This window comes from Rhizobium sp. CCGE531, assembly GCF_003627795.1.
GTDB lineage: Bacteria > Pseudomonadota > Alphaproteobacteria > Rhizobiales > Rhizobiaceae > Rhizobium.
The window spans coordinates 2,634,071-2,651,747 of sequence record NZ_CP032684.1 but is presented as its reverse complement, the minus strand read 5'-3'; the positions used below and the strand labels follow the sequence as shown (position 1 = coordinate 2,651,747).

Here is a 17,677-nt window from a genome sequence, read left to right as displayed (position 1 = left end):
GATGACACTCGAGCCGCTTCTCAATGCCTCAATCGCGATCCACGTCCATGTCGCGGCCGTCATTCCCGCCGCCTTGCTCGGCGCCTATCTCCTCCTCAGGCCGAAGGGGACGCCAATGCACCGTCTGTTCGGCAAGATATGGCTGGTCCTGATGGTGATCACGGCGCTGTCGAGCTTCTTCATTCACCAGATCAACATGTTTTACGGCTTCAGCCCCATTCACCTGCTTTCGATATACGTTCTGTTCGGTTGCTGGGGCGCCATCGCCAATGCCCGCAAGCACAACATCGAGGCGCACAAGCGCATCGTCAGAGGCCTTTACTTTGGCGGTATTGTCGGCGCGGGTGCGTTTACGCTCATTCCAGGCCGCATCATGAACAAAGTGGCCTTCGATGGCGATGAAATTGCCCCACTTCTGGTCGCGGCGGGTATAGGCATCGCGCTTTTATGGCTGATGTCGAAAGAAATGTGGCGCCGTCGCCGTTTAACCTGATCTTCTGTGGATAGCCAACTGGCTTTGTCTCTCTTCCTGGATATATAAATGCCTCAAGGGTCTTTGGTGTTTAGGCATCGCCAGGAGGTGCGCTATGGATTGGAAGGGGCGTCGGCAATCCGACAATGTCGAGGACGAGCGCGGCTCATCGCCCATGGGCGGCACGGGTGGCGGCGGCTTCCGGTTTCCCGGTGGGGGTATCGGCGGGGGCGGCTTGAGTTTCCGCACCATTATCGTGCTGATCGTCATCTTCCTGATCCTGAGGGCGATGGGCGTCGACGTTATCGGCCTGCTGCAGCAAAGCGGCATGCTGGAGGGCGGAGGTTCCGGATATCAGCAGAGCACCTCCAACAACAGCGGTGGGGCTCAGCCGGCCAATGACGAGATGAAGCAGTTCGTCTCGACTGTTCTCGCCGATACGGAAGACACCTGGACCGGCATCTTCAAGTCGATGGGCCAGACCTATACGGATCCAAAGCTGGTGCTGTTCTCCGGCAGTTTCCCCTCGGCCTGCGGGCAAGCTTCGGCTGCCACCGGCCCCTTCTATTGCCCAAGCGATCAGAAGGTCTATCTCGACATGGCCTTCTTCAAGCAGATGAAAGACCAGTTCGGCGCATCTGGCGATTTTGCGCAGGCCTATGTGATCGCGCATGAAGTCGGCCACCATGTTCAGGACCTGCTCGGCATCCTGCCGAAGTTCAATCAGGCCCGCCGCAACATGAGCGAGGTGGATGCCAACAAGATGTCGGTGCGGATCGAGCTGCAGGCCGATTGCTTTGCCGGTATCTGGGGCAAGTTCACGCAGCAGAAGGGCATATTGCAGACCGGCGATCTCGAAGAGGCCTTGAACGCCGCGCAGCAGATCGGCGACGATACGCTGCAGAAGCGAACCCAGGGCTACGTCGTTCCCGACAGCTTCAACCACGGCACTTCGGCGCAGCGCATGAAGTGGTTCAAGCAGGGCTTCGATTCCGGCAAGCTCAGCGATTGCGATACGCTGAACAATCCCGTCTGATTTTGCTTGCCCGCTCCCGGAATACCGGCGAGCGGGCAAGCCCTTCGGCTTGTCACTTCTCGCTGTCGAGATGTGTCAGCTGCGCTTCGGGGTAGCGGCCTCCGGCGGCGGCATCCTTGGGGATTACGCGCTCTATCGCAGCCATATCGGCGTCCGACAATTCGACTGACAGTGCGCCTAAGGCTTCCGTCAGGCGGTCGCGGCGGCGGGCGCCGATGACCGGGACAATCTCCTTGCCCTGGGCTGCGACCCAGGCGATCGCGATCTGGGCGACGCTGACGCCCTTCGCCTCGGCGATCTCTCGCAGGGCTTCCACGAGCTCCAGGTTCTTTTCCACGTTTCCCGTCTGGAAACGCGGGCTCAGGCTGCGGAAATCGCCTTTCTCAGCACCGTCTTTCTGCCAATGACCGCTGATGAGGCCGCGCGAGAGGACGCCATAGGCGGTGATGCCTATACCGAGTTCGCGGCAGGCCGGCAGGATTTTGTCTTCGATGCCGCGCGAGATCAGCGAATATTCGATCTGCAGGTCGACGATCGGATGAACTGCGGCGGCGCGGCGGATAGTGTCCGCGCCGACTTCCGATAGGCCGATATGCCTGATGTAACCAGCTTTGATGAGGTCGGCCATCGCGCCGACCTGGTCTTCGATCGGCACGTTCGGGTCAAGGCGGGCAGGGCGATAGACGTCGATATGATCGACGCCGAGACGCTGCAGCGAATAGGCGAGGAAATTCCTGATTGCCGCCGGTCGGGCATCGTAGCCGAGCCAGGCGCCGGCGGGGTCGCGCAGGGCGCCGAACTTGACGCTCAGCAGGAAATCGTCTCGCTTCAACCCCTTGATGGCTTCGCCGATCAGCATCTCATTGTGGCCCATGCCGTAGAAATCGCCCGTGTCGAGCAGGTTGATCCCGGCATCGAGCGCGGCATGGATGGTGGCGATGCTCTCGGCCCGGTCGGACGGGCCATACATGCCCGACATTCCCATGCAGCCGAGGCCGAGCGCCGATACCTGCGGTCCTGTTTTTCCCAATTGACGCTTTTCCATCGTGGTTCTCCTTGGTGGGAGGCGCGTTCTCATCTTCAGAGGCCTCTGTCGATCGTGTTTTACTGCATTGCCTTCTGTGCGATAATCCGGGTAAATCGAAACAGGTTGTTTGGAATTTCGCACAATGGATGAATTGCCGCTGGCCGATCTGGTTGCCTTTACCGCCGTTGCCCGCGAGCGCAGCTTTCGCGAAGCGGCGCGCAAACGTAGTGTTTCTGCATCGTCGCTAAGCGAAGCGGTGCGACGGCTGGAGGAGCGGCTGGCGGTTCGCCTGCTCAATCGCACGACCCGAAGCGTGACGCCGACGGAGGCGGGGGAGCGATTGATGGAGCGCCTGACGCCCGCCATGAGCGAGATCGCCGTCGCGCTCGATGATATCAACAGCTTTCGCGACAGCATAGGCGGGACCCTGCGGCTGAATGTGCCAACCGTCGCCGCCATGGTGGTCATGCCGGACATCATCAGCCGCTTCCTGAAGGAATATCCCGCGATCTCAGTCGAAATCGTCGCCGAAGACAGTTTCATCGATGTTGTGGCGGCCGGCTATGACGCCGGCATCCGCTACGACGAAAGACTGGAGAAAGACATGATCGCCGTGCCGATCGGGCCGCGACAGCAACATTATATCACCGCGGCCGCGCCAGCCTATCTGGCTGCCAACGGCACCCCGCAACATCCGCGCGACATACTCGAGCATCGCTGCATCCGCCATCGGTTCTTGAGCGGCTCGGTCATGCCCTGGGAGTTCGAAAGGAAGGGGGAGACGATCTTCATCGCACCGCCGATGGTCGTCGCGACGAATTCGATCGACATCGAGCGCAACGCGGCTGCGGCCGGGCTCGGCATCATCAGAACCTTTCGGGAGTTCCTTGCGCCACAGATTGCCAGAGGAGAATTGGTGCCCATCCTCGAGGAATGGGAGACTGCCTTTTCCGGTCCGTTCCTTTATTATGCCAGCAGACGACATATGCCAGCGCCGCTGCGGGCCTTCGTCGATTTTCTCAATCGCGACCAGCGGCGCGGTCGTGACAGATAGTCGCTTTTGTGCCGAGGATCAAAAAAAGCGGCCGATAAATCAATAAGATTGAAGCGTTCACGGATTGTTTCCGCCAAAATCTTTATGTATGGGGAATGCTCCAGTTTTTCGTTCACGTTCTGTCTCTTTCATGGAGACGGGGCCGCCAGAAGGCATCTCCATGATCGATCAAAAATTCGCTCGTCGAGGTCTGTTCCTCGTCTTCCTTATCCTCTTCCTCGACGTTATCGGCATTGCGATCATCATGCCGGTCATGCCGAAATATCTGGAAGAGCTGACGGGTGCGTCGGTCAGCGCGGCGGCGACGGAAGGCGGTTGGCTGCTGCTCGCCTATGCCGCCATGCAGTTCCTGTTTTCGCCCTTGATCGGCAATCTGAGCGATCGCTTCGGCCGACGGCCGCTGCTGCTGGCCTCCGTGCTGACATTCGCGATCGACAATTTCATCTGTGCGATTGCCGGTTCCTACTGGATGCTCTTCGTAGGCCGCATCCTCGCCGGCATCAGCGGCGCGAGCTTCTCGACCTGTTCGGCCTATATCGCCGACATCAGCAATGACGAGAACCGCGCGAAGAATTTCGGCCTGATCGGCATGGCTTTCGGCGTCGGCTTCGTCCTCGGACCTGTCATCGGCGGCTTTCTTGGCGAGTTCGGTCCGCGTGTACCCTTCTATGGCGCGGCGGCGGTGGCGTTCCTGAATTTCGTGGGTGCCTATTTCCTGCTGCCGGAAACGCTGGATGCGAAGCATCGCCGGCCCTTCGAGATCGCGCGCGCCAATCCTTTCGGCGCGTTGAAGCAAATGCGGCGCTATCACGGCATCGGCTGGATCTGCGTCGTCATGTTCCTGAATTGGCTGGCGCATGGCGTCTATCCGGCCGTATGGTCCTTCGTGACGTCCTACCGCTATGATTGGAGCGAGGGGCAGATCGGCTTCTCCCTCGGCATCTATGGGATTGGTGCCGCCATCGTCATGGGCTTCGTTCTGCCGCGGCTGGTGCCTGTGCTCGGCGAGTGGAAGACCGCGTTGCTCGGATTGATGTTTTCCTGCCTCGGCCTCATGGGCTACGCTTTCGCATGGCAAGGCTGGATGGTTTACGCGGTCGTCGTCTTGACCGTCATCGAAAACGTCGCGGATGCGCCCCTGCGTTCCATCGCCGCCAGCAAGGTGCCGCCTTCAGCACAGGGCGAGCTGCAAGGCGTGCTCGGCAGCCTGACGAGCATCACCGCCATCATCGGGCCTTTGCTGTTCCCGTACCTGTTCCAATATTATACCGCGCCGACGGCTCCCGTGGTCTTTGCGGGAGCGCCCTTCGTCATGGGCGCAATTCTGGTCGCGACAGCGCTGATCGTGCTTTTGACCAAGGTTCGCAAGACAGAGCCGAAAGTGGTTGCCCAGTCGCAGGCGGGCGAGGCGGCCTAAAAATTCATCAGATATTTTGATACCGCGATGAATTCTTTAGCACTATAGGCTTGTCGGCTGGCTTTTTAACTCCAATTGCGATAAGCCGACAGGCTCGCGCACCCTTGGGTAGGGCGGTTCGCGCGACTTTAACAATCGAGTTTTCGTGATGGATATGCCTGTAACTGCGCGCTCGTCCGCGCATGACAATGATAATTCGTGGTCCGCACATATTCGCGCTACGCTTGCGCTGGGCATTCCTTTGATCGGCGCACAGTTGGCGCAGCTCGGCATCAACACCACGGACGTCATGATTGTCGGCCGGCTCGGCGCCGAGCCGCTGGCGGCAATGGTGCTCTCCGCGCAGTTTCTCTTCACGATTCTGATTTTCGGTTCGGGCTTCTCCATCGCCGTCGTGCCGCTGGTGGCGCAGGCCTATGGCAAAGGCGACGTTTCCTCGGTGCGCCGTGCGCTGCGCATGGGCCTATGGGTCGTCACGGCTTACTGGCTCGTGGTGCAACCCGCATTCTTCTATTCCGAGCAGATCCTTCTGGCGGCGGGACAGAAGCCCGAGGTCGCGAAACTGGCCAGCGGCTATATCGATATCGGTCACTTCGCCTTGCTGCCGGGCCTGCTCTATAACGTCATCCGTGCGCTGGTGAGCGCAATCGGCCGTGCCGGCATCATCCTCAAGGTCACCATCGCCATGTTGGTTATGAATGCCGTGCTTGCCTACATTCTGGTGCTCGGCCATTTCGGCTTGCCGGCCATGGGGCTGCATGGCGCGGCTATCGTTTCCGTTGCCGTGCAGACGGCTGGTTTCCTCTTCATCGTCGGTTACGTTCAGAGCCACGAGGAAACGCGTCGTTATGAGATTTTCGTCCGGTTCTGGCGGCCCGACTGGCACGCTTTGTGGGATGTCATCCGGCTCGGTTTTCCGATCAGCGTCACGGTTCTGGCCGAAGTCAGCCTGTTCACCGCCGCATCGCTGCTGATGGGCCAGATCGGCACGATCGAGCTCGCAGCTCATGGTATCGCTTTGCAGTGGGCGTCGATCGCCTTCATGATCCCGCTCGGTCTCAGCCAGGCGGCGACCGTGCGGGTGGGTGTTGCGCACGGGCAGGGCGATCATCTCGGCCTAAAGCGTGCGGCAATCGTTGTGCTCATCGTTTCATGCTGCATTGCACTTTGCGGCAGTATCCTGTTTGCGACCGCGCCATCCTGGCTGGGAAGCTTATTCCTTGACGTCACGTCGGCCGATGCGCCGAAGGTGCTCGCCTATGCGGCGCCGCTGATCGTCGTGGCCGGCCTGTTTCAGCTTGTCGATGGGTTGCAGGCGATTGCCAGCGGTCTGTTGCGCGGGCTGAAGGATGCGCGCGTGCCGATGATTCTGGCGTTGATCGCCTATTGGCCGATCGGCTTCTTCCTCGCCTGGCTGCTGGCGTTTCGGTTCGATTTGGGCGGCATCGGCATATGGTTCGGCTTCCTGCTCGGCCTTGCCTCGGCGGCGGCGATGCTGTGCGCGCGTTTCTATATTCTCGTGCGCTCCGAGAAGGCCGCCAGCTGACAGCGGAATCTCGGATCGAGAGACTGCTGACAAAAATTGACAGCATGATCGTCTATAGTCTTCCCATACCAATGACGGGAGATGACCATGACATTCAATGCAAGCGATCGTATCGATGCCGCGCCTTTCCCGCGGGAAGGTTCCTTTGATCAGGGCAAGATGGTTCGTCTTTTCCCATCTGCCAACGAGTCCCGCCGGCGACCCGAGCCTGCGCGGAAATCCTATTGGCTTGCGGTGGCCAGTGCAGAGCACGTACGCATTGGGCGCAAGCATGGCTTCATGCAGGTGAACCACGGCAAGCGAGCTCCCTTGATGCGCATCAAGCCGGGTGACGGCATCGTCTACTACTCACCTTCAGTCAAAATGGGCGAGAAGGACGGCTTTCAGAGCTTTACCGCCATCGGCTTTGTCCGCGAGGGCGAGCCTTACCTCGGCGAGATGGGCTGCGGAAAGGCCTATCGCAAGGATGTGGACTGGCTGGACGCGCCCGAACAACCGCTTCGTCCCCTCCTGGGCTGGCTTGATTTTACCCAGGACAAGAATTGGGGCTACAAACTGAGATTCGGCCTCGTTGAGTTCGAACAATCCGACTTTGAGTTTCTCGAGGAAATCCTGATGAGCGAGCTTGAAGTGGTCAAGCAGCGCCGTCTGCAGGCATGAGTTTCAGCAAGCCCGAATCGATGTGACGAAAAGACCTCCCAGCTTGACGCACAAAGAGAAAAGCCCCGGATTGATTATCAATCCGGGACTTTTCTCTTTGTGATTGGATGGTCGACCCTATCAGGCGCGCTCCGCCAAAGCGGGTTCGCCCTTCTTTTCACGCACCAGATTGACGAAGCGGCGGAAAAGGTAATGGCTGTCCTGCGGACCGGGAGAGGCTTCCGGGTGATGCTGCACCGAGAAGACCGGCTTGCCTGACACGCGCAGGCCGCAATTGCTGCCATCGAAGAGCGAAATGTGAGTCTCCTCAATGCCTTCCGGCAGCGACTTCGAGTCGACCGCGAAGCCGTGATTCATCGAGACGATCTCGACCTTGCCCGTCGTGTGGTCCTTGACCGGATGATTGGCGCCGTGATGGCCCTGATGCATCTTCGCGGTCTTCGCGCCAAGCGCGAGGCCAAGCATCTGGTGGCCGAGGCAGATGCCGAAGAGCGGAATCTCCGTCTTCAGCAGATCCTTGATGACTGGAACGGCGTATTCACCGGTCGCGGCCGGATCGCCGGGGCCGTTGGAGAGGAAGATGCCGTCCGGGTTGAGGCCGAGGACGTCATCCGTCGAGGCCGTCGCCGGCAGGACGGTGACCTTGCAATCGAGGCCGGCAAACAGGCGAAGGATGTTGCGCTTGACGCCGTAGTCGAGGCAGACGACGTGATATTTTGCGTCAGCCGCGCCGAGTTCACCGTAGCCTTCATTCCAGACCCAGGGCGTCTGCGACCATTGCGACGACTGGCCGGAAGAGGCGACCTTGGCGAGATCGAGACCCTCGAGGCCGCTCCAGGCCTTGGCGTCAGCCTTCAGCTGTTCGATATCGAAGACACCGTTCGGATCGTGGGCGATCACGCCGTTCGGCATGCCGTTCTCGCGGATCCAGGCGGTTAGCGCGCGGGTATCGATACCGCAGAGGCCGATGACGCCGCGCGCTTTCAGCCATTGGTCGAGGTGCTTGCCGGCGCGATAGTTCGACGGATCGGTGATATCGGCCTTGAAAATGACGCCGACGGCACCGTGTCGGGCAGCGGGCGTCAGGTCTTCGATATCTTCGTCGTTCGTGCCGACATTGCCGATATGCGGGAAGGTGAAGGTGACGATCTGGCCGAGATAGGAGGGGTCGGTCAGGATCTCTTCGTAACCCGTCAGCGCGGTGTTGAAGCAGACTTCGGCCTGGACCTTGCCAGTCGCGCCGATGCCCTTGCCTTCGATCACGGTACCATCGGCGAGAACGAGAAGAGCAGTCGGCTTTTCAGTGGTCCATGGGGCTGTGGCGGTCATAGTCATCCCGTTTCCGGCGTCGAGCGCGGCCTTGAAGAGACCGGCGGTTCCGCCATGTTTGTAGCAAGGTACAGCCGGCGACGTGCGTCACGGCTTGAGATCTTCCTATCGATCTAATGTGCAGGTGATGGACATAGCTAAACAAGGCGAGCCGGTCAATGCGCGCTTTTGCTTTCCCATCAAGGAATTCGGGCTCTCGGGCGCAATTGCATTGATCGACACTGTTGGTCTAAGAGACAACAGCATGACATAAGTGGCCGGATCGATCCTCGCCGGCCTGCTTCAAGGAGTTAAAAGACATGATCCGCGAAACCCTTTCCAACGCCCAGAAGGACGCCATGAAGGCAAGGGATACGGCGAGGCTTTCGACCGTCCGTCTCATCCTTGCGGCCATCAAGGACAAGGACATCGCCAATCGCGGTCTCGGCAAGGAGCCGGCGAGCGAGGATGAGATACTGCAGCTGCTCGCCAAGATGATCAAACAGCGCGAGGAATCGGTGAAGATCTATATCGAGGGCGGCCGTCCGGAGTTGGCCGACAAGGAACGCGAGGAAATCGCCGTCATCCAGGGTTTCATGCCCGAGCAGCTTTCCGAAGAAAAGGTGCGCGAGATCTGCGTCGCGATCGTTGCGGAACTCGGCGCGCAGGGCCTGAAGGACATGGGCAAATGCGTGGCCGCCCTACGCGAGCGCTACGCCGGCCAGATGGATTTCGCGAAGGCCTCGGCTATCTTGAAGGAACTGCTGAAGTAAAATTCTGTTTCGCCATCGGCCTGGGGATCCGCCGCAGGCCGATGGTGTTTTGCCAGGCGGCGTCCATGATGGCGAATTTTCCCGCCTGATAATTGCAATGGCCCGAAATTAGAGAAGGCAGGAGCTGGGGGAGCTCCTGCCTTCTTGCGCTTTGCAGGCGTTTGATGACGCAGGGTGGGGCCCAAAAATCAAACGTCTTTTGCAAAGGCACTCAGGTGGGGCGGCGCCGGGGGTAGGGATGGTGCCCCACCTGAGTATCTGGTGAACTTATCTGAGGATCCTGACTTCCTGGGGCAAGGCCAATGCCTGCGACGGCAGTCCGGACATTTGAATCTTTACGCCTGCCGTGAGAGCAGGGACCTTCATGTCCGCCGGCAGCTGATATCCCGCACCGGCGTAGAGCACATTCTTCTCGTGAGCGCCGCCGGTCATCGTCGCCGAGCTATAGGTAGCTGTGGCGAAGATGGCTGCGGCTGCCAAGGGTACGATCAGAACGCGCATTTTCTCTCCTAAACTGAAAGCCCTGTACCTGGTGGCTTCCCGTTCGTCGGGGCGTCTCGGCATGTCGCGTCGCGAAGCAGTTTCTTCGCCGGCTTGTCTCGCCCCGTGAGAAGGACGCTATTGCGCCCCACATCAACAATCAAATTACAAAAAAATAATGTTTGGCTTACGAACAATGCCGCAAATGCGGCGCCGGAGAGTGTCGCCTATGCGCGGCTTCTTTGCAGCCATTGATTGTCCATGGCGTGGGTTTTGGCGGCGCCTATCGACTTCAGGCTGTGCAAGTCCTTGCTTTTTTGCGGATTTTCGTACACCAACCAGTTACTTAATTAGTCCCGGAGAGGTCGCTTCCTTCCTGCAAAGGGAGCATTTACGTTGCCTTCCACAGGCCGAATGCGGCGTTTAGGGTTGCGGAAGACAAGGCGAAACCGGACGGCAGTTCACGGAGTTGTGATTGCGAGGGCGGCAAGACAATCGCCGGCAAAGGCCTGTGAATACCGTGGGAGGATATCCAAGCGGCGTGGCAATGCCCCTCATTCCTGTTTATATGGGACAAGCCAGAGGTAGCCATGCGATTTTCCAATACGTTTCTCGATGAGATTCGCGACCGCGTTCCGATTTCGGACGTGATCGGTCGTCGTGTGACGTGGGATCGGCGCAAGACCAATGTGCCGCGCGGGGACTATTGGGCGTGCTGCCCCTTCCACGGCGAGAAATCGCCGAGCTTCCACTGCGAGGATCGCAAGGGGCGCTATCACTGCTTCGGCTGTGGTGTAACGGGCGACCATTTCCGTTTTCTCACTGAGCTGGAAGGTTTGAGTTTTCCGGAGGCAGTGCAGCAGATTGCCGATATGGCCGGCGTTCCCATGCCGGTTGCCGATCCGATGGAGGCGAAGCGCGAGAAGGAGCGCACATCGCTGCTCGACGTCCTGGAGATGGCGACCCAGTTTTTCCAAGATCAACTGCAGACAGCCAATGGCGCACGGGCGCGGGCCTACCTGCGCGATCGCGGCCTCAGCGGCCGGACCATCGAGACCTTCCGCCTCGGATACTCGCCCGATAGCCGCAACGCGTTGAAAGAACATCTCGCCGGCAAGGGCGTGCTCAAGGAGCAGATGGAGGCTTGCGGCCTCGTCGTGCACGAGAACGTTCCGGTCTCCTACGACCGGTTTCGCGACCGCATCATGTTTCCGATTCTCTCTTCCAGAGAAAAGGTGATTGCCTTCGGCGGCCGCGCCATGTCGTCGGATGCGCCGGCAAAATACCTGAACTCCAACGAGACCGAGCTCTTTCACAAGGGCAATGTGCTCTACAATTTCACGCGCGCGCGTCGTGCTGCGCAAGGCGCCGACGGCGCCGGCACCATCATTGCCGTCGAAGGCTACATGGATGTCATCGCGCTGCATCAGGCCGGCGTCGAGAATGCGGTTGCGCCGCTGGGCACTGCGCTGACGGAGAGCCAGCTCGATCTCCTCTGGAAGATGACGCCGGAGCCGGTCCTCTGCTTCGACGGCGATGGCGCCGGTATTCGCGCCGCCAATCGTGCCGCCGATCTGGCGCTTCCTCATATCAAGCCGAGCCGCACCGTGCGTTTTGCGTTGCTGCCCGACGGCAAGGATCCCGACGATCTCGTCCGGCATGACGGGCGAGCGCCCTTCGACAAAGTGCTGGCGCAGGCAAAGCCGCTGGCCGATCTGATATGGGCGAGGGAAGCCGGTAGCGGCACGTTCGAAACGCCGGAAGCGCGGGCGGAGCTGGAAGCGCGGCTGCGGCGCATCGTCTCCGTCATCGCGGATGAGGATGTCCGCCGTCACTATCAACAGAACATGCGAGAGCGGCTGAGCGGGCTTTTTCAGCCGCAGTTCCAGCGAAACGGTGGCCAGCAGGCGCGCAATTTTGCCCGTGACGGCAATGGCCGCGCTTTCGGCGGCCGCGGCGGGCAGGCGCGCGGCGCTCCTCCCGTGCCGACAACGGCATCCGATCGGTTACAGCGCTCGGCCATGATCAAGGGACATCAGGATATTCCGAGCCTTCGCGAAAGCGTCCTGGCTTTGACCATCGTCAATCATCCGCCGCTGTTGCAGGACGAATATGACGAGATTGCCGCGATCGATTACGAGAGCCGTGAATTGCAGCGCCTGTGGTCGGCGGTTCTCGGGGTCGCCGCGGCCATGGTCGGGCCGCAATTCATCCGCGAGCGATTGGTCGAGCAATTGGAGGAGCAGGGCTTCGGTGCCCTGCTGAAGGGCCTCGACCAGCAGGTCCGCAATGCCCGGCTGTGGACGGCGACCGAGGAGGCCGCCATGGAAGACGCGCGCGAAGGCTACCGCCAGGCGCTCGCGCTTCACAAGCGTTCCAAGGCGCTTCGCTGGCACAAGATCGAATTGCAGGGCGCAATTGCCGAGGCAACGGAAGACGGCGACGGCGAGCTGATCGAGCAGCTGATGCGCGCCTTGCAGGAAGTTCAGCTCGAAGCGATAAGGCTGGAAAATCAGGAGGCGATCATCGATGGCTTCGGCGTGCTTTCCGGCCGCGTCAAAGGTGCCGCTGGAAAATAGGGAATAGATGCCACAGCCTGAAAGACAAGAGCCGCGATTTTCCGCAGACGACGTATTGTTCGGCGACCGCATCGACGCGCCCGCGCCGCTCGATGTCCTGAAGCGCGTCTACGGTTATTCCGCCTTTCGCGGCAAGCAGCAACAGGTCGTCGAGCATGTCGTCTCCGGCGGCGATGCGGTCGTGCTGTTTCCGACCGGGGCCGGCAAATCGCTGTGTTTCCAGATTCCGTCCCTTTGTCGCGATGGTGTCGGCATCGTCGTTTCGCCTTTGATCGCTCTGATGCGGGATCAGGTGGAAGCGATGAAGCAGCTCGGCATTCGCGCCGCCGCCTTGAATTCGTCGCTATCGCGCGAGGAGGCGAGCGAAGTCTATCGCGCTATTTCCGCAGGCAAGCTCGATCTGCTTTACGTAACGCCGGAACGCATCGCGACGGAGGGTTTCCGCCAGATGCTCGGCAAAGCCAGGATCGCGCTTTTCGCGATCGACGAGGCGCATTGCGTCTCTCAATGGGGGCATGACTTCAGGCCGGAATATCGGGATCTCGGCAGGCTTGCCGAGCTCTTTCCCGGCGTGCCGCGCATCGCGCTGACGGCCACGGCCGATCCTCATACCCGCGACGACATCATAGAGCGCCTGGCTCTCGACAATGCCAAGGTCTTCACCACCAGCTTCGACCGCCCGAACATCGCCTACGAGATTGTCGAGCGCGATCAGCCGCGCCAGCAATTGCTGCGCTTTCTCGACGGCTATCGCGGCGACAGCGGCATCGTCTATTGCCTCTCGCGCGCCAAGGTCGAGGACACGGCCGAATGGCTGAACGGGCAGGGCATCCGGGCGCTTCCCTACCATGCCGGCATGGACCGGTCGCTTCGCGACGCCAACCAGGATGCGTTCCTCAAGGAAGAAGATCTTTGCCTGGTGGCGACGGTCGCCTTCGGCATGGGCATCGACAAGCCGAATGTGCGCTATGTCGCCCATCTCGATCTGCCGGGCTCGGTGGAGGCCTATTATCAGGAGACGGGCCGCGCTGGGCGTGATGGCTTGCCCTCGAATGTCTGGATGGCCTACGGCATGGCCGATGCTATCCAGCGGCGGCGAATGATCGATGAGGGCGCCGCATCCGAGGAGATCAAGCGTGTCGAGCGGGCGAAGCTCAATGCGCTGCTCGCCATTTGCGAAACGGCCGGCTGCCGGCGGCAGTCCATCCTCGCGCATTTCGGCGAGGCCCATGGCGGCGGTTGCGGCAATTGCGACACCTGCCTCAAGCCCGTGGAGACCTGGGACGGCACGGAAGCGGCGATCAAGGCGCTCGCCGCTATCTATCGCACCGGAGAGCGTTTCGGCACCGGCCATGTCATCGACGTGCTGATGGGTACGGTCAATGAGAAGACCGAACGTTTCGGTCATGTCGACATGCCGGTCTTCGGCGCCGGAAAGGATATCCCCTCCCGCACCTGGCAATCGATTTTCCGGCAATTATTGGCGAGCGGCTTCATCAGCATCGATCACACTGCCTTCGGCGCCATGAAGCTCGAGGAGCAGGCGAGGGCGGTTTTCAAGCGCGAGCGGCAAGTTTTCTTCCGCAAGGATCGGCCCGAACCGGGCCGTCGCAACAAGAAGGCAGGGCGACAGGAGAGACAAGCACATGGGCTTGCGGGCGAGGCGCAGGTCCTGTTCGATGCTTTGCGCGCCGAACGTACCAGGATTGCCAAGGAATTGGGCGTGCCGCCCTATGTCGTCTTTCCGGATACGACCCTGATCGCCTTTGCGACCGAGCGGCCGAAAAACCGGAAGGATCTGCTGGGGATATCGGGCGTCGGGCAGTCGAAGCTGGAGCGCTATGGGGATGCGTTCCTCGCTGTCATCGCGGATGTCTCTGGGCGGTGATGCTGTTCTGTTGCCCATGAAATCGTCGCGGTCTTGCCGCTACATGCGCACGGTCATCCCGCCATCGACGGTCAAGACATGGCCGTTGACGAAGGAGGCGGCGTCGCTGGCGAGGAACAGCGCAGCGCCCGCGATCTCGTCCGGCCGTCCCCAGCGCTGAACGGGGATGCGCTGGCGCACGAAGGGGGTCAACTCTTCATTCGCCGCCATCGCAGCATTGGTTTCCGTAGCGAACCAGCCCGGAGCGATGGCATTGCTGGTGATGCCATGCGGGCCAAACTCCACGGCCATGCCACGCATGAGGCCGGTCAGTCCTTGCTTGGCAGCGGGATAGACACAGTCGCCGGGCATGACGACCTGCCCGCTGATCGAGGTGACCGAGATCAGCCGGCCATGATTGTTTCGCTTCATCAGGCGGGCGGCATCGCGCGAAAGCATGATCGAGGCGGCCAGGTCCGTGTTGAGCAGAGCGAGGATCGCCTCGTCGTCGAAGTCGGCCAGGGAACGTCTGTCGCGGGCGCCGACATTGTTGATCAATATGTCGAGCCGCCCGTGATCTTTCTCGATGTCGCTTATCGCCGCGCGTTGCGCTTCGCGGTCGCCGATGTCGAAAGCAGCGGCTTCGGCGGAGCCGTCCCTTGCCCGGATGGTGTCGACGGCCATATTCAAGGTGGCTGCAGTCCGGCCGTTGATGATGACGTGGGCGCCGGCATCGGCAAGTCCCCGCGCCATCTCAAATCCGAGGCCGCGTCCGCCGCCGGTGACGAGTGCCACGCGTCCTTTCAGCGAAAATCTCTGTAATATGCTCATGACATCCTCATTCAGGCTTCAGCCGTGCTCATAGAGATAATGGACTCAGTCAAGTAATTTTGGCAATAGCTACAAAGGTGAAGTCTCCAAAATGGTTCGCTTAGGCGCATTTTGGCGACAGCATCCAAGCCGCAAGCCGCCATATCGCGCCTGCGTCATGGCTCCATGCATTTTTGCCGCTGGTGAATGCGGCAGCTGTGCTAATCCTATGGTATTTCTCGGCCTGTTTTCGCCATGACCAGCATCGGAATGCGACAATGACCTCAGAATTCCTATCGCACCTGCGCAACGAGCTTCTTTGCTTGAAAGAAGCCGGTCTCTACAAGGCCGAGCGCGTCATCACCTCCAAGCAAGGCGGTGAAATCGCTGTCCTCGGCGGTGCGCGCGTCCTCAATTTCTGCGCCAATAACTACCTCGGCCTTGCCGACAATGAGGAGCTTGCCGAGGCCGCAAAGCAGGCGCTCGACCGCTATGGATACGGCATGGCTTCCGTGCGGTTCATTTGCGGTACGCAGGAAGAGCACAAGCAGCTCGAAGCACGGATTTCGGCTTTCCTCGGCATGGAGGCGACGATCCTCTATTCCTCCTGCTTCGATGCCAATGGCGGGCTGTTCGAGACGCTATTGTCGGAGGATGATGCCATCATCTCGGATGCGCTCAATCATGCCTCGATCATCGACGGCGTTCGGCTCTCCAAGGCCAAGCGTTTCCGTTATGCCAATAATGACATGGCAGCGCTCGAGGAGGAGCTGAAGAAGGCCGAGGGGAGCCGTTTCAAGCTGATCGCGACCGACGGCGTGTTCTCCATGGACGGCATCATCGCCAATCTCGGCGGCGTCTGCGACCTGGCGGAGAAATATGGCGCGATGGTCATGGTCGATGACAGCCATGCGGTCGGCTTCGTCGGCGCTCACGGCCGCGGATCAGCCGAATACTGCGGCGTCGAGGGCCGCATCGATATCATCACCGGCACGCTCGGCAAGGCGCTTGGCGGCGCTTCCGGCGGTTATACTTCCGCCAGAGGCGAGATCGTCGAGTGGCTGCGGCAGCGCTCGCGCCCCTATCTGTTCTCCAACACCTTGGCCCCGGTCATCGCCGCAGCCTCGCTGAAGGTCTTCGATCTGATCGAGAACGGCGGCGAGTTGCGGGCGCGGCTTCAGGGCAATGCCGAACTTTTCCGCAGCGAAATGACGAAGCTCGGCTTCACGCTCGCCGGCGCCGATCATGCGATCATCCCCGTCATGCTCGGCGATGCGAAGCTCGCGCAGGACATGGCGGCGCTGATGTTGAAGAAGGGCGTCTATGTCATCGGCTTTTCCTTCCCCGTCGTGCCCAAGGGCCAGGCGCGCATCCGCACGCAGATGTCGGCCGCTCATTCGAGAGCGGATGTCGAAAGGGCGATCGCGGCCTTCGCGGAAGCGGGCAGGGAGCTAGGGGTCATTTAACATAGTCTCCTCTTCTCCCCGCCGGGGAGAAGAGGAAGGTTGGCCTCGGTGATAGCCAAAAGGGAAAATGCAAATGTCGAACATGATGAAAGCGTTGGTCAAATCCAAGCCGGAAGTCGGCTTGTGGATGGAGCATGTTCCGGTTCCCGAGGTCGGGCCGAACGATGTCCTCATTCGAGTCAAAAAATCGGCGATCTGCGGCACGGATGTCCACATTTGGAACTGGGACCAATGGGCGCAGAAGACCATCCCCGTGCCGATGGTCGTCGGCCACGAATTTTGCGGGGAGATTGCCGAAATCGGCTCGGCGGTCACGAAATACCATGTCGGCGAGCGCGTCTCCGGCGAGGGGCATATCGTCTGCGGCAAATGTCGCAACTGCCGCGCGGGCAGGGGCCATCTCTGCCGCAACACGCTCGGCGTCGGCGTCAATCGCCCCGGCTCCTTCGGCGAATTCGTCTGCATTCCCGAATCCAACGTCGTGCCGATCCCCGACGACATCCCGGATGAAATCGCCGCGATCTTCGACGCGTTCGGCAATGCGGTGCATACCGCGCTCTCCTTCGATCTGGTTGGCGAAGACGTGCTCGTCACCGGCGCCGGGCCGATTGGCATCATGGGGGCGATGGTCGCCAAGCGTTCCGGCGCGCGCAAGGTCGTCATCACCGATATCAATCCCACCCGGCTGGCGCTTGCCCGCAAGGTCGGCATCGATCACGTCGTCGACGCTTCGAAGGAGAACCTCGCCGATGTGATGAAATCCATCGGCATGACCGAGGGCTTCGACGTCGGCCTGGAAATGTCCGGCGCGGCTCCGGCCTTCCGCGACATGATCGACAAGATGAACAATGGCGGCAAGATCGCCATTCTCGGCATCGCGCCGGCCGGTTTCGAGATCGATTGGAACAAGGTCATCTTCAAGATGTTGAACCTGAAGGGCATCTACGGTCGCGAGATGTTCGAGACCTGGTACAAGATGATCGCCTTCGTGCAGGGTGGTCTCGATGTATCGCCCGTCATCACGCATCGTATAGGCATCGATGATTTTCGTGATGGCTTCGAAGCCATGCGCTCAGGTAATTCCGGCAAGGTCGTAATGGACTGGAATTGATGCCATTCGGACACACTTTTGGTGTCGGCAATACCTGCCGATGCCGGAAATGTGAGCCTTTGCTTAGTATG

The 17,677-nt window shown here is 60.3% G+C and carries 15 protein-coding genes; 11 read left to right on the top strand and 4 right to left on the bottom strand.

Features of this window, described 5'->3' with window-relative positions; all coding sequences use genetic code 11:
- Nucleotide 1 precedes the first annotated feature (1 nt).
- Together CCGE531_RS12950 and CCGE531_RS12945 are read left to right on the top strand one after the other, a co-directional pair.
- Nucleotides 2-493, top strand: a complete 492-nt coding sequence (locus tag CCGE531_RS12950) for a DUF2306 domain-containing protein (RefSeq protein WP_120666782.1) — start codon at nt 2-4, stop codon at nt 491-493.
- A gap of 94 nt (nt 494-587) precedes the next feature.
- Complete coding sequence (locus CCGE531_RS12945) at nt 588-1,508, top strand: neutral zinc metallopeptidase (protein WP_120664527.1); 921 nt, start codon at nt 588-590, stop codon at nt 1,506-1,508.
- A 52-nt stretch (nt 1,509-1,560) separates the two neighbouring features.
- Here the strand turns inward: CCGE531_RS12945 and CCGE531_RS12940 are convergent, their stop codons facing one another.
- Nucleotides 1,561-2,553: an aldo/keto reductase gene (locus CCGE531_RS12940; protein ID WP_120664526.1), complete on the bottom strand. Its 993-nt coding sequence runs from the start codon at nt 2,551-2,553 to the stop codon at nt 1,561-1,563.
- A 124-nt stretch (nt 2,554-2,677) separates the two neighbouring features.
- On the opposite strand from CCGE531_RS12940, the gene CCGE531_RS12935 reads away from it, so the two are divergent.
- The 4 genes from CCGE531_RS12935 to CCGE531_RS12920 all read left to right on the top strand — a co-directional run bounded on the left by CCGE531_RS12935 (nt 2,678) and on the right by CCGE531_RS12920 (nt 7,212).
- The gene (locus CCGE531_RS12935) at nt 2,678-3,589 is read left to right on the top strand and encodes a LysR family transcriptional regulator (protein ID WP_120664525.1); all 912 of its coding nucleotides are present in this window, start codon (nt 2,678-2,680) and stop codon (nt 3,587-3,589) included.
- Nucleotides 3,590-3,749: 160 nt separating this feature from the next.
- Nucleotides 3,750-5,006, top strand: a complete 1,257-nt coding sequence (locus CCGE531_RS12930; protein WP_120666780.1) for a TCR/Tet family MFS transporter — start codon at nt 3,750-3,752, stop codon at nt 5,004-5,006.
- A 148-nt stretch (nt 5,007-5,154) separates the two neighbouring features.
- Nucleotides 5,155-6,552 (top strand): MATE family efflux transporter, encoded by a 1,398-nt coding sequence (locus tag CCGE531_RS12925; RefSeq protein ID WP_120664524.1) that lies wholly within the window; start codon nt 5,155-5,157, stop codon nt 6,550-6,552.
- An 87-nt stretch (nt 6,553-6,639) separates the two neighbouring features.
- On the top strand, nt 6,640-7,212 hold the full coding sequence (locus tag CCGE531_RS12920) for an EVE domain-containing protein (RefSeq protein WP_120664523.1): 573 nt from the start codon (nt 6,640-6,642) through the stop codon (nt 7,210-7,212).
- Between the two features lie 120 nt (nt 7,213-7,332).
- Here the strand turns inward: CCGE531_RS12920 and carA are convergent, their stop codons facing one another.
- A complete protein-coding gene (gene carA, locus CCGE531_RS12915) occupies nt 7,333-8,541 on the bottom strand; it encodes a glutamine-hydrolyzing carbamoyl-phosphate synthase small subunit (RefSeq protein ID WP_120664522.1) in 1,209 nt (402 codons plus the stop codon).
- Between the two features lie 299 nt (nt 8,542-8,840).
- On the opposite strand from carA, the gene CCGE531_RS12910 reads away from it, so the two are divergent.
- Nucleotides 8,841-9,293, top strand: coding sequence for a GatB/YqeY domain-containing protein (locus tag CCGE531_RS12910; RefSeq protein ID WP_120664521.1), 453 nt, complete (start codon nt 8,841-8,843; stop codon nt 9,291-9,293).
- 267 nt (nt 9,294-9,560) lie between these two features.
- Here CCGE531_RS12910 and CCGE531_RS12900 read toward each other — a convergent pair whose 3' ends face one another.
- The gene (locus CCGE531_RS12900) at nt 9,561-9,794 is read right to left on the bottom strand and encodes a hypothetical protein (protein ID WP_120664519.1); all 234 of its coding nucleotides are present in this window, start codon (nt 9,792-9,794) and stop codon (nt 9,561-9,563) included.
- 569 nt (nt 9,795-10,363) lie between these two features.
- Here CCGE531_RS12900 and dnaG point away from each other — a divergent pair.
- The gene (gene dnaG, locus CCGE531_RS12895; RefSeq protein ID WP_120664518.1) at nt 10,364-12,352 is read left to right on the top strand and encodes a DNA primase; all 1,989 of its coding nucleotides are present in this window, start codon (nt 10,364-10,366) and stop codon (nt 12,350-12,352) included.
- Nucleotides 12,353-12,359: 7 nt separating this feature from the next.
- Entirely contained in the window at nt 12,360-14,240 is a 1,881-nt protein-coding gene (gene recQ, locus CCGE531_RS12890; protein WP_120664517.1) for a DNA helicase RecQ, read from the top strand.
- 39 nt (nt 14,241-14,279) lie between these two features.
- Here recQ and CCGE531_RS12885 read toward each other — a convergent pair whose 3' ends face one another.
- Entirely contained in the window at nt 14,280-15,050 is a 771-nt protein-coding gene (locus CCGE531_RS12885; protein ID WP_120664516.1) for an SDR family oxidoreductase, read from the bottom strand.
- 257 nt (nt 15,051-15,307) lie between these two features.
- Between CCGE531_RS12885 and CCGE531_RS12880 the strand changes: the two genes are divergently transcribed.
- Together CCGE531_RS12880 and tdh are read left to right on the top strand one after the other, a co-directional pair.
- On the top strand, nt 15,308-16,495 hold the full coding sequence (locus CCGE531_RS12880) for a glycine C-acetyltransferase (RefSeq protein WP_120664515.1): 1,188 nt from the start codon (nt 15,308-15,310) through the stop codon (nt 16,493-16,495).
- 73 nt (nt 16,496-16,568) lie between these two features.
- Complete coding sequence (gene tdh / locus CCGE531_RS12875; protein WP_120664514.1) at nt 16,569-17,606, top strand: L-threonine 3-dehydrogenase; 1,038 nt, start codon at nt 16,569-16,571, stop codon at nt 17,604-17,606.
- Nucleotides 17,607-17,677: the final 71 nt, after the last annotated feature.